Origin of the sequence: Rhodococcus sp. NPDC080181 (genome assembly GCF_040702225.1) — a bacterium.
GTDB classification, from domain to species: domain Bacteria; phylum Actinomycetota; class Actinomycetes; order Mycobacteriales; family Mycobacteriaceae; genus Rhodococcoides; species Rhodococcoides fascians.
Genome location: NZ_JBFBKN010000014.1, coordinates 137,991 through 153,555, shown reverse-complemented (window position 1 = coordinate 153,555; position 15,565 = coordinate 137,991). Strand labels below are relative to the sequence as shown.

Sequence of the window (15,565 nt, the reverse complement as noted above, 5' to 3'; positions counted from 1 at the left end):
TTCGGCGTACACAGCGACACTGGCCAGCCCGGCATCAGCGGCCGCCCGGATCACCCGAACCGCGATCTCACCACGATTGGCAACAAGAACCTTGGTGATCTGAGCACTGGCATGGCTGGGCACTGAGCCTCCTACAGATGTGTTTTTCGCATCCATCGTCACGAACGTCACGTCGGAGTCTAAGCACCGACTCGGTCGTCGCTGCAATCGGTCCAGGCCGCTGCGGCGCGTCCAGGGCGACAGGATGGGACTACTGGCTGGTAGCGATCCGCCCGGTATCGGAGTGCCCGGGATCGGGATGCTGGGACGTTGCGGCAGAGAAGGAGGCGGTACCGGTGTCGGCCACCTCGGTCAGCAGGGCGCGAAAGGTGCCTATGTATTCGTGTACCCGGGCAGTTGCGAGCTCGGTGTTGGGATAGCGAGCCGCGATGTTGATTCCCTGAGGTGTGCGGTTGATCCAGATGTACACGTCGTGTTGGTACTGCTTGCTGCGCAGCGCACGCGCGTTCCAATCCGGCCAGTGCTCTGCTGCCGGCGCGAACCGCACATCCATGAACGAGACGACGAAACGTGGCCTGGCCGAGTAGCCGAGGGTGGTGAACACCCGATCGAGCGGAACCCGCGCAATCGGCTTGGTCTTCTTCACCTCGGCCGATGCTGCGGCCACGACCGAGCCGAACGACTCCGCGCCGGCGATGTCGAACGAGATGGGACACAGTCCGACGAACCACCCCAGTGCCGACGCCCACTGCGGCTCGTCCCGGGTGTGTACCGGGGTGACAGTCCGAAATTGGGTGCCCCCGCCCAGCTCGGCACCGGTGATGGCCAGGACCCCCAGTAATCCGGCGAACAGACTGTTCCCGGTCTTTCGGCACGCGACCGAGAACGAATCGGCTTGCTCGGGGTCGAGCACCCAAGCAGAGAGCCCGCCCTGAGGTACGTCGTCCGGGCTGGGATCACCGATGTCGAGCGGGAAGTCGGGCAGCTGGCCGTCCCCGTCGATCAGCAGATCGCGCCAGATCGCGACGGCCTCGTGCGAATGTTCCAACTCGGCGTTTCGCTCGCGTTCGGAGGACCCGAAGTCGAGATAGCTGCCGGCCTCGAACAGGGCGGCCGGTGCCCCGCCCAGCTCCTCGCCGTACAGGGCCGCGATCTCGTGGGCGACCAGGACAGTGGACAAGCCGTCGATGATCGAGTGATCTGCTGCGAAGAAGACGGTGATCGGCCGCGTCTCGTCCAGTGGTTCGAGAGTGACGAACGCGTAGGCGGGCCAGATCAGGGGCGAGGTGAACTCGTCGAAGAGATATTGCAGATGCTCGAAGACCTCACTCGACTGCGCACACCGTTCCTGCTCGACCTGCCAGATGTCGACGGCTCCCTGCGCGGCGGTCACCCGGGTCATCTCACCGGTGGCCTCGTCGATCGATGCGCTCGACCGCATGGCTTCGTGTCTGTCGATCCAGTTCAGCACCGCCCGCCGGAAAGCGTGCTTGTCCAGGGGACCGGCAATCTCGAACGCCGCGCCGAGCCACGACTCGCGTCCGCGGCGAGGGCTGCTCAGGCTGGTACGCAGGTGCGCCTCGTGGACGTAGGACGTCGGGCGAGGGTCGGGCTGCCACCCGGCGGCTTCGGGAGTGTGGGCGTGTGGGCCGACACTGGGAATCCATTCGGTGAGCGTGCCCGCGGGAACCGCGTAGTCCGCCAACTCGGTGAACTCCATATCGGCAGCAACCAGCCTTCGTCAGACGCATTCGGGGGATTGTTCGGACAGCGGGCGACGATGCCCACTACCGAAGTCTACCGACGGCGGCGTGTATCGATCAAGACGAAGGCCGGGCGCTGCCGAACACGAGGTCAGCGCAGGTGCCTCTTGATACGTGCAAGCATCGCCGACATCCCTCGGAGGCGCAGGGGGCTCACCGCATCGCTCAATCCGAGAGCCGAGTAGAAATCGTCCGGAACGTCGAGGATTTCCTGTGCGCTGAGACCGTCGAGCCCCTGCGCCAGGATCGAGGCGAACCCGCGAGTCGTCGGAGCCTCCGGCGGCGCGCTGAAGTACAGCTCGATCCGGGCGGGATCGGATGCATCGACCGACAGGAACAACGGCGACTGACATTCGGGGACCGGCTCCATCGCATCCTGGGCCAGGTGATCCGGCAACGGGGGTAGTTCCCGGCTGAATTCGAGCAGGAGCTGCAGTTTGTCCTGGCCCTCGACTGCGGCGAAATCCTCGACGATCTCGGCCAACGATTCTGGAAGGGAACTCATCGAGCGGCCGGTGCCGATCCGGGCTCCTCGCCCCGGGCGATCGGAACGCGCACAGCATTGCCCCACTCGGTCCACGAGCCGTCGTAGTTGCGGACGGACTCGTACCCGAGCAGATGCGTCAGCACGAACCAGGTATGGCTCGACCGCTCGCCGATGCGGCAGTACGCGATGACCTCGTCGGTTGCCGAAGTCTCGGCGTAGATCTCGTCCAGTTCTGCGCGTGAGCGGAATCGACCGTCCGGTGCTGCTGCCTTGGCCCACGGGATGCTGACGGCGGTGGGGATGTGGCCGCCGCGCAGCGCACCTTCCTCCGGGTAGTCGGGCATGTGGGTGCGTTCGCCGGTGTACTCCGCGGGGGAGCGTACGTCGATCAGAGGCACGGAGCCGAGAACTCCGAGCACGTCCGAGGCGAATGCGCGGATCGGTGCATCGTTCCGCTCGACGACGGGGTAGTCGGTCGCCGGAAACTCAGGGACATCGAGTGTGGTGTCGCGATTCTCGGACAACCAGGCATCACGTCCGCCGTCGAGCAGCCGCACGTCCTGGTGTCCGAACAGGGTGAACACCCACAGTGCGTAGGCGGCCCACCAATTGCTCTTGTCGCCGTACACGACGATTGTGTCGTCACGTGAAATGCCCTTGCGGCTCATCAGTTTCGAGAACTGTTCGCCGTCGATGTAGTCGCGCGTGACTGGGTCGTTCAGGTCGAGGTGCCAGTCGATCTTGACCGCGCCGGGAATGTGGCCGACGTCGTAGAGCAACACGTCCTCGTCGGATTCGACGACGCGGAGCCCGGGCGTACCGAGATGAGCGGACAGCCATTCGGTGGATACGAGACGATCCGGATGCGCGTAGTCGGCGAACATTGCGTTGGAATCGGTTGGTACAGGCACGTATCGGCTCCTACGGAAGATATTCGGCTGGCGGCCCGCTCGGGGGTGAACGGTCTCCGTCGACAATCCTATGCCGTACCGCCACCGAGTGGCGGGAGCCGCAGGCACAGAGCGCTGCGTCGGTACTGTCTCAGCGTGTCAGGGCCGTTGTGGTGGCCTGGTCGGTCGCCTCGGCCAGCAGCGCGACCAGCGCGCCGCTGAACGCAGTCATGACCGAGTGCGCGAGGACGGTGTCGGGAAAACGTGCCCGCAGAGCCAGACCCGAGGTTGTCCGCGACACCCAGAACTGCGCGTCGTCGGACACCGTCGCGTTGCTGACGTGGTGTGCGTTGGATTCTTCGAGTCCGCGGTGGCCCTCGATTCTGGTGTAGTCGATGTACGACACCATGAACACGTCGTTTCGCGAGAGGGTGAACGTGTCTCCGAGGGATGCCAACACCTGGGGGATGGGCACTGTGCTCAGCGGTAGCGCAGCACGAAACTCCCGTTGGGCCGCGGCGATCGTGTCGACGAGCACGTCGCCGACGTCCACGGTCATCGGGGCGTTGGTGGTGAACCAGCCCAGTGCCCGCCGGAACCGATCCTCGTGACGGGTGTGCAGAGGGAACAGGAACGGTATCTGCCGCGGTCCGCCGATGGCGGCGCAGGCCTGACCGATCGCAGCCACGACCCCGGCGAACATCCCGCCGCCCGACCGAGTACACAGGCGCTCGAACTCGGCAGTGCGGTCGGCATCGAGGATCGGCGCGACAAGGGTTGCCTGCGTAGCAGTCTCACCGTCCGCCAGTCCCAGGTCGAACGGAAAACTCGGCGTCGTACCACCGCACCGAACAAGGAATTCCGACCACCGCACCATGCGCTCGTCATGGCGATCCACTGCCGGCTCGGTTGCTTCGATACGGCAGTAGTCGACGAATCCTCCCACCGGACTCAGCTCGATGTTCGGACTCGACGGGCAGCGCCGGTACGCGTCGTACCAGGCACGAACCTCGTCCACGGTCACCGCGATCGACAGCGCGTCGACGTTCGAGTGGTCGAATGCGCAGACCACCGTCGAGACGTCCGGCCGGTCGATCGCGACGCACGTGTACGACGGGAACCGTCGTGCGTCGCAACGTAACTCGAGTATTCGGCGGAGATGCTCACGTAGCTCGGTCGGGCAATCGAATTCGGTCCGGTTCGACGCCGCGATCTCGACCGAACCGGGGCGATGGAGCATCCTGTCCAGGCCGTCGGTCGCCTGGACGAACGAGCTGCGCAGAGTGTCGTGTCGGTCGATCAGTCGCGTGAACGCCCACGCGAGAGCGTCGACATCGATGCGGCCGGGCACGTCGAACGTGCCCGCGATCCATACTCGCCGAGCCTCGCCCAGATCGCCCAGATGAAACCGTTGATTGAACGACGGTGGAATCGGGGACCGTTGTGCATCCCCGGTGACGTCGGCAGTGAATTCGACGACGACACCGGCCGCGGGATGGTACTCAGTGATCGAGGTGACCCGCACCGACCCGCTCCTGAACCGAACCGGGCGTCAGTACGTAATCGCCTGTGCGCGCGATCTTTTCCAGTACCGATGCCAGGTGTGCGTGGTACCGCTCGACCGATTCGGCAGCGACGGCCGTGTCGGGGGTCTGCGCCACCAGATACAGATGCTCACCGTCGCGGTTGATCCACATCGACGCGTTGGAGGTCGCGCCCTCGCCGGTGAAATGCTTGGCACGAGTGTCCGCATCTCGCCCGACGCCGGGGAACCAGCGAAAGTCGATGTACGAGAGCATGTTCGGGCTCACGGCGAGTTCGCTTCCGAGCGTGCCGTCTGCGGCGAGAGCGCCGAGTACCGCATGGACCGGTGCTTCGGCGATCTGCTTGGCCCGCTCGAAACCCTCGTGCGCCGGGCCGGCGACGTCGGAGAAGCGCTCGTGACCGGCGATGTCGAACGCGACCGGCGCGAAGTTGACGAACCAACCCTGGGATTGTCCGTAGTCACCGTGGTGGCGAGTGCTCAGCACCGTGATTCCGAAGTACTCCGCGTTCCCCGCGAGCTCGAAGTCGGTGATGCCGACGGCGGCGAAGATTCCACTGCTCATCCGTGCGCCGGCGGCCTTGCACGCGGCATCGAACGCTGCCGTCAGTTCTCGGTCCAACAGGTGGCGTTCGACGATTCGGACCGGGGCGCGTTCGCCGGGTGCAAGCCCCAGATCGAGGGGGAACCGAGGCATACGGCCCTCGTGCCTGGTGAAGATGTCACGCCACGCGGCGATCTCGGGGGAGTCTGCACCGAACGTCGCAGCGCGGGCGCGCTCGTCGGCGGCGTACTCGAGGTGACTTCCCGCCGAAGCCGGTTGCGGAACATCCGCCCCGATCTCGATCGCGTACAGATCGGCCAGTTCGCTGATGACCAGAGCCTGTGAACCACCATCGGTGAACGCGTGATCGGCACCGTAGTACAACGTGAAGCTGCCCGGCCTCGATACCACTCCGACGACGAACCCCGGCCAGATGTCGGCGGTGGCCTCGGTCGAGAAGCGCTGCCGCACATAGTGTTGGAACTGCTCGTCGTCGGATGTCTCACCTGCGTCGACGGTATCGAAACGAGCAACTTCCGGGCCGCCGAGGTGTCGAACCACGTCGGTGCCGTCCACCTCGAACCAGCACCGCAGACCCTCGTGCCGCAGCACGTACGCAGTCAGCGCACGGCTCATCGCCTCGGTGTCGATGTCGCCGTCGATCTCGGTGGCCACCCCGGTGTACGCCGTGTGCACGTCGCCACGTGCGCGAGCTGCCCACGCTGCCTTCAGGTGGTCTTCCTGAAGAAACGACGGTGGAGTCGAATCGATCGGTGCCGCAGCGGCGCTCGCCTGTGCGGCCGCGGTGGGATGCCACTCGAGCAGTCGGCCGGGCGCGGGGTTCCAGCGGCCCATTGCGGTGATGATCATGTTCGCTTCACTCTTCCGGTCGGGGCGCAGTGGACGGAACGTACCGGCTGCCTACGCCGCCGTCTCCGTCCTCTGCGCATCCACTTCTCCTGCGTCCACGCCTATTCTGCGTCTACGCTCATTCTGCGGCGACAACGACCGACGGCGGGGCCGCCGCGAGCACCGTATCGCTACCGCCGTCGGAGTCGATGACCGCCGTCAGAACCGCGACGAACTCGGTGATGAACCGATGGACATTGGTCGACGCGACATCCGAACTGGGGAAGCGGGCCGAGATGTTGAGCCCTTCGAGCGTGCGATTGACCCAGAAGTAGACCTCGTCGTCGGCGTGGCAGTTGCTCCTGAGCGCCCGCCCCTTGCGCCCCTGCCACTGGGCGGCGTCGGGCAGGAACCGCAGGTCGATGTACGAGACCACGAACCGGGGAATTTCGGTGGAGTCGAGGATCTTGGCGATCTTCGAGTACGGCATACGGGCCAGGCCCTTGTTCGCAGCGCCCGCGGTAGCCGCGGCCTCGAGTGCCTCGACGAAGGTGCAGGCGTTGTCGAGCTGGATCTCCATCGGAAGAATGCCGACGTACCACCCCACCGACGCGGCCCACTTCTGCTCATCGCGGGTGTGCATCGGCATCACCGTGCGCAGAGACCGACTGCCGGACAGGCGAGCATTCGTCAATGCGAGCGCCGCAAGAATTCCGGCCTGCATGTTGTATCCGGCAGCGCGGCACGCCGCATTGAAGCCGTCCGACTGTTCGGAGGTCAGAAGCCACGACGAGATGCTGCTCTGGGGCGCAGGGCCGGTGTCGGCGCGGGGCCGGTCGCCCGCCAACGGAAGCGGGAAAGCCGGGAAGCGGCCGTCCTCGACAGCGAGGAAGTCCTGCCACGTTCGCACGGCACCGTGATCCGCCGTCAGGGTGTCGCCGAGTGCCCGTTCGGACTGACTGAAGTCGACGTAACTACCCACCTCGGGCAATTCCGGGTCGATGCCGTCGAGGGCCTGCGCGTACAGCCGGTCGATCTCGTTGATCGCATAGATCTGGCTGTATGCGTCCATGACCGAATGATCGGCCGCGAAGGCGAGCAGGAACGATTCCTCGGGCCCACCGGCGAGAGTGCGGGACGCGTCGTCGGGTTCGATGGTGGCGAGAACGAAATGCGGCCATGCCGTCGGAGACACGGTGTCGCCGAACCACGACTGCAGATGGCCGAACACCTGAGTTTCCGATCGCGACTCCGCGTGTGGGCGATATGTCACCTGCACGGCGTCGACCGGTGCGGTGAAGCGCTGCCACGAACCGGACTGGTCGTCACGACGAACCTTGGTTCGGAACGCCTCGTGCCGACCCATGTACGCGGCGATGGTGCGGCGTACGGCCTCGACGTCGTAGCGACGATGGATCTCGAATACCGTGCCGATCCAGGAGCCCGGCGCGCTGCGCTCGCAATGGTCCTCGTGCGTGAACGACAGCCCGCGGGAATCGAGAGCCCACTGATCGTCGTCGACGCGGGGAACCCACTCGGTCAAGCGTCCGGCGGGAAGTGGATAGTCGGCGAGTTCGGTGTATTCCATGGTGTCCTCTTCCGTTCCGGGCTCGGCCAGCGGTATTCGGCAGTAGTGGTGTCTATCGGCATTCGATTACGGTCGAGTGGTGGATGTAACGGCGGAAGTCGTCGGTCCGGCTCGCTTTTATCGGGTGCACTCGCAATGCTTTCGACATTGAAAGAACAACTATTCGACGGACCGTGGAGTCGCCGTCCGGTCGACGTGAGTACGGCACTCACAATAGGGCGAAAGCGAAACTATTTCGCGACGCGTAAAAGTAATTCTTGTCACTGTCGAGGGGGTTGACCGACGGGTGGAACATCGGTCGGAAAACTGATTCTCGCACACATCTGCATTGCGATTCCGGCGTAACCGCACGTCAGGGCCCGATGATTCGAGAGAGCCGATCCGGGTGACGGGCTCGGAACCCAGACCTCGGGCCGGACCGGCACCCCGAGACCGGAGTCACATTCGCGCGTCCGCTCGGTGGAATGGCACCTATTGCAAACATTGAATGAATCGCCCGACGAGAAACAGCACCACCTTCCCGTTTCTTTCGATGTAGTAGGTTCGGCGCGTGACTCGAATTGGATTTGCCGATCACCTTTTCTTGCGAATGCACCACGGCATCGGATTTCCCGTCTACAACCAGTTCCTGTGGTGGTTCGATGACGTCGTGCAGCGAGAAGATCTGGAAAGACTGCGTGACAACCTGTCCGACGGTCTGCTTGCGCGCAGGGTGGTGGCATCGGCAATTCCGACGGCCCGAGATCGGTGGGTGCCGTCGGCCGCCTCTCATTCACTGGATTTTCATCCAGAATTCACAGACCCCTCGATGGTGCGGCAATGGGCGGACGGCCGGATCGATCCCGATATCGACCCCGAGACCGGATTGGGTTGGCAACTCGCGGCGACGAGACTGAGCGACGGCGGCATGGTGCTGTCGTTGGTCGCCTCGCACATGGTCGCCGACGGTGGCGCCTTGATCGCTGCATTCCGTGCGGCGAACTCCGACTCCGTCGCGTCCCGTGTCTCCTCCGCCCCGGGCGGCCTCGAGGCCCTCGCTTCCGACTTCGGTGACGCCGTCGAGCAAATTCGGTCCGCGGGTGGATGGCTGGTGAACGCGGCGGTGCAGGCTCTGCCTCTGTCCGGACGCTCCGAGCCTGCCGGTGCCACCCAGTCGAGGCCGAAACCACACCGGGCAGCACCCGAGCGAGCGGCTGCGGCGGACTGGACATCCCCGCACGTGGTTGCCGAGGTGGACGCCGATGCATGGCGATCGACCGCGGAACGCTGGGGAGGAACATCCAATTCGCTGTTCGTGGCGGTCCTGACTGCTGCGTCCGGACTCGCCGGCCGTGCTTCGGTGGGAGACACGGTGCAGTGGTCCCTGCCCGTCAGTGATCGCGGCGACGCATCCGACACACGGTCCAACGCCACCAAGATCGTCAAGATCGACGTGCCGATCGCCGACCCGACCGATCTGGACCTCCGCCCGATCCGCGCCGCCAGTAAATCGGCGTTCACGGCTTTCGCCGCTGCTCAGGCCGCCGGTGCCGCTCCGGGCGGCCTGTCCCAGGCACTCGTTCAAATGCTGCCCGACGCGGTGGTCGCACGAGTGCCGCAGCCCCGCGACGGTGCCGAAGGGCTGGCGTCGAACCTCGGTTCTCTTCCCGACGACTTCACGACGGTGGCGGGGATCGCCGCCCGGGCGGTGTCCGGTCGAGCGACGTTCGCCGGAGCCGACGCCGACTTCGCTCGTTCGCTCGACGGCGGTCTGACCGCATGGTCGAGCGAGACCGGCACCAGTGTGACCGTGACCGTCCACGCCATGGACCCCGACCGATGCCCGGACGAGCATGTACTGCGTGAACACCTGACCGAGGCGCTTCGGAGATGGGGACTCTCGGCACGCTTCTGGTGAGTGGGTCAGCGGTCGCGCGCTGCTGCTTCGGTGATGTCGGCGGCAGCGGCCGTCGCCGTTCGAGCAGGCGTCATCGTATCGGCTAGCGCTCGCGCGGCCAGCCGGGCGTCTTCGGTCATGAGGTCGGAAATGCCCTGCTGTAGAACGGATTCGGTCAACGTCGAGAACTTCGTGCTCGACCCGGCTCCTACGCGCCGCAGCGCGGATCCCCAGAACGGTTGGTCGGCGCTGAACCAGCACACCAGGGTCGGCAGCCCGGCTCGTGCCGAGGCTGCAGTCGTCCCTGCGCCGCCGTGATGAACCGCGGCCAGACAGCGCGGAAAGACCGTCGCGTGATCGACCGATTTCACGACGAAGACGTTCGGGTTCGATCGATGGACGGCTGAATCGGACTCCAGCAGATCGCTCCAGCCCGCGCAGACCAGGGCGCGCACGCCCAATCGATCGGTGACGTTGTCGATCATGCGCATCAGTGCAGCCGGTTCGGGCACCGGCATGCTGCCGAAGCCGAAATACACTGGCGCAGTTCCTGCGTCGAGCCATCGGCGCAACGCGGGATCCGTCTCGGTGACTCCGTCGACCAGGCCGATGAAGCCGACGAACGGGCGTAGCGGGCCCCACTGTCGGGCAAGCCCGGGGAACAGCGCCGATTCGTAGGCCTGAATCTCGATACCGCCGTAGCGCGCCGACCTCACGGGCGTCGACTCCGTGGTGGGAGGCAAACCCAGTGATGCCCTCTGCGCGTTGTCGCGCTTCTTCATCGACTTCCAGCGCAGTGCCTCGAGGGCCGCCCACATCGACCGATTGACGACGGCAGGTAGGTTCACGCCCGGTGTGATCGACACTGCATCGTTGCGCCTGAGGGGGCAGTAGTGCAGGGACACAAACGCTGTGCCGTGCGCTTCGGCCACGTTCAGAGCCATTTCCTGACCGAGCGAGCCGGTGACGATTCCGTCGCACCCTGCCGCCATTCGGTTCAGCTCGGACGTCATGTCGTCCCAGCCGTGATGAGCCAGCTCGGACAGCGCAGCAAAGCGGGTCCGCGGGTTTCGAGACTTGATACGCACTCTGACCAGATCGGACTCCAACAGCTGCTGCGTGTCGGGCCCGAACGGTTGAACCTCGATACGTTCGGAGGATGCCGTGGCAGCCGACACGACATCGGTGAGATTGGGTGGGGCACCGAACAGCACGTCGTGCCCGCGATCTGCGAGTTCGAGCCCGAGAGCGATACCGGGGGTCACGTCGCCTCGGCTTCCGTTGAACGGCATCACGAACTTCACAGGCGCACTCGCAGACGTGTCGGCGTGGGGAAGAGCCCCAACCTATCAGCACCGTCCGAACCGAGCCGATACGAAAACATATGGCGGGAAACACATTTGCGGCCGTTCCACCTACGTGGGCGGGCAGGGATAGTCTCTCGTGGTGGAGAGATTGACGTACGACGACGACCTGTTCCTGCGCATGGAGTGCGTACTCGGAGTGCCCGTGGTCAATCAGATCGTGTGGCGGTTCGACTCGGCCGTCCCGCTCGACGCACTCGAATCCATGTGGCAGTTGCTTGCTACCGGCCCGTTGGATCGCTCCGTACGACGCTCGGCGGTGCCCGGTGCCCGCGATGGCTGGATCACGGCCCGCACGCCCGCCGCCCCGGTCGTCATCGGACACGCGATCGCCCGGGACGGCATCGATCTGTGGATCGAGAACGAGGCAGCGGTGACGCTGGACCCCATCGACGGACCTGCGTGGCGTTTGTCGGCGACCTCGGTCGACGGCGGCGGCACAGTGGTCTCGCTCGTCGGATCGCACGTGGTCGGTGACGGCGGTGCCCTGACCTCTGCGGCGGCAGCAGCTCTCGCCGGTCGGGCGACTCCGGACGACTTCGTTCGCGGCGGGCTCGACCACGATCCCCCGCGGTCGTCGGTACGCGCCGACATCGCGGACGGCGTCGGACAGATCGGTGCGGCATTGTCCGGGGTGGCGCGAGCGCTCGGACGTACGACAGTGGACGCGGTACGTTCGCGAACCTCGTCCGACGAGGTAGCAGCGGGCTCCACGGCACCCGGCCCGACTCCGAGCCGTGCCCTGGCCGTCACCGCGGCACGAGAGGGCAAGTGGGTACCGAGCACGGTGGTCGTCGACTGCGCATCGGGGGACTGGGCCGCGGCCGCAGCGAGCAGGGGCGGGAGCTCGAACAGTCTCCTTGTCGCGGTGGTGCTCGGCATTCTCACCGCGAGTGGACGCGTCGGTCCGCAGGACCGGGTACGGGTGGCCCTTCCTGTCAGCACCCGAACACCCGGCGACAGTCGCGCCAACGCGACGTCGGGGGTGTCCATTCACGTCGACGGGGGACAGGGCTACCGCGACGATCTGACGGCCATCCGCGCATCGAGCAAGCAGGCGTTCACCGACCAGGCCGACAGTACGGTGACATCGGTGTTCGAGCTGCTCAAACCACTGATGCAGGTGTTGCCCGACGTCGTCGTCGCCAAGCTGGCGGCATCGGGCTCGGCACCTCTGTGTCTGTGCTCGAACCTCGGCGATCGCGGCGCGCGACTGCGCACCATCGGAGGCGTCGACGCTGCGGCAGTGGCGATGCGGTCCATCACTCAGAACACCGATGTGGCGTTGCTCCGTCGCACCGCCGGCGGGGTCAGTGCCTGGTGGAACGACTCGGGTGACCGCGCGACGCTGTGCGTCACCGGTCTCGACCCGGACGCGTTCCCCAGCAAGGAGCACCTGCGTGGGCTGGTCGAGGCCGAGTACACGAACTGGGGCCTGACTGCCGAATTCTGGTGACCTCGAGACAAATCACAACATCGGGCGTACGCGGATTTTCGGCGGGATCCCCGGTACGGCTATGCTTTTGCGACTGTTCGAGTGTTCGAGCGCATGTGAGAAAGGGGAGCGATCCATGGCAGTGGTCGTGTTGTTCGGGTCCGAGACCGGTACGGCCGAGGAGGTCGCCGACAAGATCGCGGACGTGCTCGGTGATCACGATGCCGAGGTGCGAGACATGCTCGAGTACGAGGTCTCCGACATCGACACGGACGACTTCCACGTCGTCATCTGCTCCACCTACGGCGACGGAGAGCTCCCCACCGGCGCGGAGCCGTTCTACGAGGCACTCGTCGAGGATGCCCCCGACCTCGCAGGACTGCAGTTCGCAGTCTTCGGTCTGGGAGACAAGGTATACGAGGACACCTTCAACCGCGGCGGCGAGATCATCGCCGAAAAGCTCACCGAGCTCGGTGCGAAGCAGGTCGGCACCCACGCTCGGCACGACAGCTCGTCGAACATCAAGCCCAAGGCAATGGCCGAGGACTGGGCTCGCGAGCTGATCGATCTGTTGCCCTGAGGTAGGTCTCGCCGGTCAGATCCCGATCGGGTCGTCCGGCGAGCCGTCCCAGAGGGCGGCAAGCGACGTACCCACCCGCTCGAGAAGAGTACGAACCAGCGGCAAGCCGATGCCGATCACCGACGAGGGATCACCCTCGATGCTGTCGACGAACCAGCCGCCGAGACCGTCGAGCGTGAATGCTCCCGCTACCTGCAGCGGTTCGCCGGACGCCAGATACGCGTCGAGATCGACTGCAGACGGGGTTGCGAAACGAATCGTCGTCGAGCTGTGCGCTGCAGCCTGCGCCACCACGACTCCGGCGGTCACTCGCAGAACGGCATGACCGGTCAGCAGCGCCCCGGTCGACCCGGCCATGGTCCGCCAACGCTCACGGGCCACCTCGACGGTGTGCGGTTTACCGTGCAGCTCACCGGCAATCGACAGCATCGAATCACACCCGACGATCACCAGATCCGCCGAAGAATCCGAGAACGTCTCGGCGACTGCGGCGGCCTTGGCCCGCGCGAGTTCGGTGACCACGGTGGCGGCGGACGCGGACGGCCCCAGTTCGGCCGTCACCGCGTCCTCGTCGACTCCCGACACCCGGACGATCGGCTCCACGCCGGCACTACGAAGAACTCCGAGGCGAGCAGGTGACGCCGACGCCAGAACGAGTCGTACCGAATCGGCCCGGGTCGTCACGGGCGGCACCGTCACCGCGAGTATCGGCCCGACGCGGCGTACGAATACGCCGACTGCGCCGCGAAGCCGCGATGCATCGACGACGGTGCACCCCACAATTCCCGAGGCCGGGAATCCGTGCTCGATGCCGAATCGTTCTGCGCCGCAGTCAACACCGCCACCAGAGCCGCCACGTCCTCGTCGTCCGGATTGCCCCTGACGACCCGAATTGCCGCGGACATGCCTGAATCGGCAACGGCCTGACCGTCGTTCACGTCGTCATGATTCGTGTCGCTCATAGTGGGATGTTTCCGTGTTTCTTCGGGGGCAGGGTCACTTGTTTGCGTTCGAGCAGCCGCAACGCGGTCACGATCTGCCCGCGGGTGTGACTGGGCGGGATGACCGCATCGAGATATCCACGTTCGGCAGCGACGTACGGGTTGACCAGCGTGTCCTCGTACTGCTGCTGCAACGTCAGCCGCAACGCATCGACGTCCTCACCGTTCTTCGCGGCCTCGAGCAACTGCTTGCGGTAGACGAACCCGACCGCACCCGAGGCCCCCATCACCGCGATCTGCGCCGTCGGCCACGCCAAATTGACGTCGGCACCCATGTGCTTGGAGCCCATCACGTCGTACGCCCCGCCATAGGCTTTACGGGTGATGACGGTGATCTTCCCGACCGTCGCCTCCCCGTAGGCATACAACAACTTCGCCCCACGCCGGATGATGCCGTTGTATTCCTGGCCCGTCCCGGGCAGGAACCCCGGCACATCGACCAACGTGATGATCGGAACGTTGAAACAATCACAGGTGCGGACGAACCGGGCTGCTTTCTCCGAGGCATCGATATCCAACGTGCCGGCGAACTGGGTGGGCTGATTGGCCACGATCCCCACCGACCGGCCGTCGATCCGCCCGAACCCGACGATGATGTTGCGAGCCCGACCCTCCTGGACTTCGAGGAATTCGTCGTCGTCGAGGATCCGGCGGATCACCTCGTGCATGTCGTACGGAGTGTTCGGCGAATCCGGAATCAGAGTGTCGAGTTCGAGGTCCTCCGCCGTCAACGAATCCTCGATCGCCCCGACGATCGGATCCGACGCCACCGTCCGCGGGGCATCGGCCCGATTGTTCGACGGCAAATACGACAGGAGGTCGCGGACGTAGTCGAGGGCGTCCTGCTCCCCGGACGCGACGTAGTGCGCGACACCGGACTTCTCCATGTGGGTGTGCGCGCCACCGAGCTCTTCCATCGTCACGTTCTCCCCGGTGACGGTCTTGATGACATCGGGGCCGGTGACGAACATCTGACTGGTGCCATCGACCATGACCACGAAATCGGTCAACGCTGGGGAGTAGACGTGCCCACCGGCGGCGGGGCCCATGATCAGCGAGATCTGTGGGATCACCCCGGATGCGCGGACGTTGCGGTGGAAGATCTCCCCGTACAACCCGAGGGAGACCACCCCTTCCTGGATGCGGGCCCCGGCGCCTTCGTTGATGCCCACCAACGGCCGCCCGGTCTTGATCGCCAGGTCCATCACCTTGACGATCTTCTCGCCGTAGATCTCCCCCAAACTGCCGCCGAAGACGGTCGCGTCCTGGGAGAACACGCACACATCACGGCCGTCGACCGTGCCGTAGCCGGTGACGACACCGTCACCGAAGGGGCGATTGTCACCCAACCCGAAATTCTGTGATCGGTGCCGCGCCAACGCATCGAGTTCGACGAACGAGCCCTCGTCGAGCAGGGCGGTGATCCGCTCGCGCGCGGTCAACTTGCCCTTCGCGTGGACCCGCTCCACCGCCGCCTCACCCGACGGCATCTCCGCAGCCCCCAGACGTTTACGAAGATCGGCCAATTTACCCGCAGTGGTATGGATATCGGGTGCATCTGCCGACCCGGGTGCAGTGGAATCCTGGACGCTGGTCATGGGGCAACACTTTAACTGCGAGTGTGATCTGCGCCCCGACCGAGGGT

14 protein-coding genes are annotated in these 15,565 nt (G+C 65.3%); 3 read left to right on the top strand and 11 right to left on the bottom strand.

What is annotated here, in order from left to right; genetic code table 11:
- From AB0O58_RS17475 to AB0O58_RS17445, 7 genes are all read right to left on the bottom strand, one after another.
- The coding region (locus AB0O58_RS17475; protein WP_141215285.1) for a biotin carboxylase N-terminal domain-containing protein at positions 1-123 on the bottom strand (123 nt) is incomplete at its 3' end.
- Positions 124-250: 127 nt separating this feature from the next.
- A complete protein-coding gene (locus AB0O58_RS17470) occupies positions 251-1,720 on the bottom strand; it encodes a condensation domain-containing protein (protein WP_032372711.1) in 1,470 nt (489 codons plus the stop codon).
- A 134-nt stretch (positions 1,721-1,854) separates the two neighbouring features.
- A complete protein-coding gene (locus tag AB0O58_RS17465; RefSeq protein ID WP_027496472.1) occupies positions 1,855-2,268 on the bottom strand; it encodes a SufE family protein in 414 nt (137 codons plus the stop codon).
- Complete coding sequence (locus AB0O58_RS17460; protein ID WP_032372710.1) at positions 2,265-3,161, bottom strand: sulfurtransferase; 897 nt, start codon at positions 3,159-3,161, stop codon at positions 2,265-2,267. Before AB0O58_RS17460 ends, AB0O58_RS17465 begins: the two co-directional genes overlap by 4 nt.
- 130 nt (positions 3,162-3,291) lie before the next feature.
- Positions 3,292-4,665 carry a condensation domain-containing protein gene (locus AB0O58_RS17455; RefSeq protein ID WP_032372709.1) on the bottom strand — a complete coding sequence of 458 codons (1,374 nt, stop codon included), beginning with the start codon at positions 4,663-4,665 and terminating at the stop codon, positions 3,292-3,294.
- Positions 4,643-6,097 (bottom strand): condensation domain-containing protein, encoded by a 1,455-nt coding sequence (locus AB0O58_RS17450; protein ID WP_032372708.1) that lies wholly within the window; start codon positions 6,095-6,097, stop codon positions 4,643-4,645. The genes AB0O58_RS17455 and AB0O58_RS17450 overlap by 23 nt, the downstream gene beginning before the upstream one ends.
- Before the next feature lie 118 nt (positions 6,098-6,215).
- On the bottom strand, positions 6,216-7,664 hold the full coding sequence (locus AB0O58_RS17445; RefSeq protein ID WP_032401222.1) for a condensation domain-containing protein: 1,449 nt from the start codon (positions 7,662-7,664) through the stop codon (positions 6,216-6,218).
- 550 nt (positions 7,665-8,214) lie between these two features.
- On the opposite strand from AB0O58_RS17445, the gene AB0O58_RS17440 reads away from it, so the two are divergent.
- Complete coding sequence (locus AB0O58_RS17440; protein ID WP_366238530.1) at positions 8,215-9,561, top strand: hypothetical protein; 1,347 nt, start codon at positions 8,215-8,217, stop codon at positions 9,559-9,561.
- 5 nt (positions 9,562-9,566) lie between these two features.
- Here the strand turns inward: AB0O58_RS17440 and AB0O58_RS17435 are convergent, their stop codons facing one another.
- Positions 9,567-10,844 carry a glycosyltransferase gene (locus tag AB0O58_RS17435; protein ID WP_366238529.1) on the bottom strand — a complete coding sequence of 426 codons (1,278 nt, stop codon included), beginning with the start codon at positions 10,842-10,844 and terminating at the stop codon, positions 9,567-9,569.
- A gap of 142 nt (positions 10,845-10,986) precedes the next feature.
- On the opposite strand from AB0O58_RS17435, the gene AB0O58_RS17430 reads away from it, so the two are divergent.
- A complete protein-coding gene (locus tag AB0O58_RS17430) occupies positions 10,987-12,360 on the top strand; it encodes a hypothetical protein (protein ID WP_283541568.1) in 1,374 nt (457 codons plus the stop codon).
- A gap of 115 nt (positions 12,361-12,475) precedes the next feature.
- Entirely contained in the window at positions 12,476-12,919 is a 444-nt protein-coding gene (locus AB0O58_RS17425; RefSeq protein ID WP_027496480.1) for a flavodoxin domain-containing protein, read from the top strand.
- Between the two features lie 15 nt (positions 12,920-12,934).
- On the opposite strand, the gene AB0O58_RS17420 is transcribed toward AB0O58_RS17425, so the two are convergent.
- Genes AB0O58_RS17420 through AB0O58_RS17410 form a run of 3 tightly spaced genes read right to left on the bottom strand, consistent with a single transcriptional unit; the run spans position 12,935 to position 15,518 of the window.
- The gene (locus AB0O58_RS17420; RefSeq protein ID WP_094664122.1) at positions 12,935-13,603 is read right to left on the bottom strand and encodes a Maf family nucleotide pyrophosphatase; all 669 of its coding nucleotides are present in this window, start codon (positions 13,601-13,603) and stop codon (positions 12,935-12,937) included.
- A gap of 11 nt (positions 13,604-13,614) precedes the next feature.
- The gene (locus AB0O58_RS17415) at positions 13,615-13,881 is read right to left on the bottom strand and encodes an acyl-CoA carboxylase epsilon subunit (protein WP_094664100.1); all 267 of its coding nucleotides are present in this window, start codon (positions 13,879-13,881) and stop codon (positions 13,615-13,617) included.
- A complete protein-coding gene (locus tag AB0O58_RS17410; protein WP_032372703.1) occupies positions 13,878-15,518 on the bottom strand; it encodes an acyl-CoA carboxylase subunit beta in 1,641 nt (546 codons plus the stop codon). The genes AB0O58_RS17415 and AB0O58_RS17410 overlap by 4 nt, the downstream gene beginning before the upstream one ends.
- Positions 15,519-15,565 lie beyond the last annotated feature (47 nt).

Excerpts from the sequence above, each read along its gene's own strand:
- AB0O58_RS17465 (WP_027496472.1), bottom strand. The coding sequence starts at position 2,268 with ATGAGTTCCCTTCCAGAATCGTTGGCCGAGATCGTCGAGGATTTCGCC.
- AB0O58_RS17425 (WP_027496480.1), top strand. The coding sequence starts at position 12,476 with ATGGCAGTGGTCGTGTTGTTCGGGTCCGAGACCGGTACGGCCGAGGAG.
- AB0O58_RS17410 (WP_032372703.1), bottom strand. The coding sequence starts at position 15,518 with ATGACCAGCGTCCAGGATTCCACTGCACCCGGGTCGGCAGATGCACCC.
- AB0O58_RS17470 (WP_032372711.1), bottom strand. The coding sequence starts at position 1,720 with ATGGAGTTCACCGAGTTGGCGGACTACGCGGTTCCCGCGGGCACGCTC.
- AB0O58_RS17415 (WP_094664100.1), bottom strand. The coding sequence starts at position 13,881 with ATGAGCGACACGAATCATGACGACGTGAACGACGGTCAGGCCGTTGCC.
- AB0O58_RS17445 (WP_032401222.1), bottom strand. The coding sequence starts at position 7,664 with ATGGAATACACCGAACTCGCCGACTATCCACTTCCCGCCGGACGCTTG.
- AB0O58_RS17450 (WP_032372708.1), bottom strand. The coding sequence starts at position 6,097 with ATGATCATCACCGCAATGGGCCGCTGGAACCCCGCGCCCGGCCGACTG.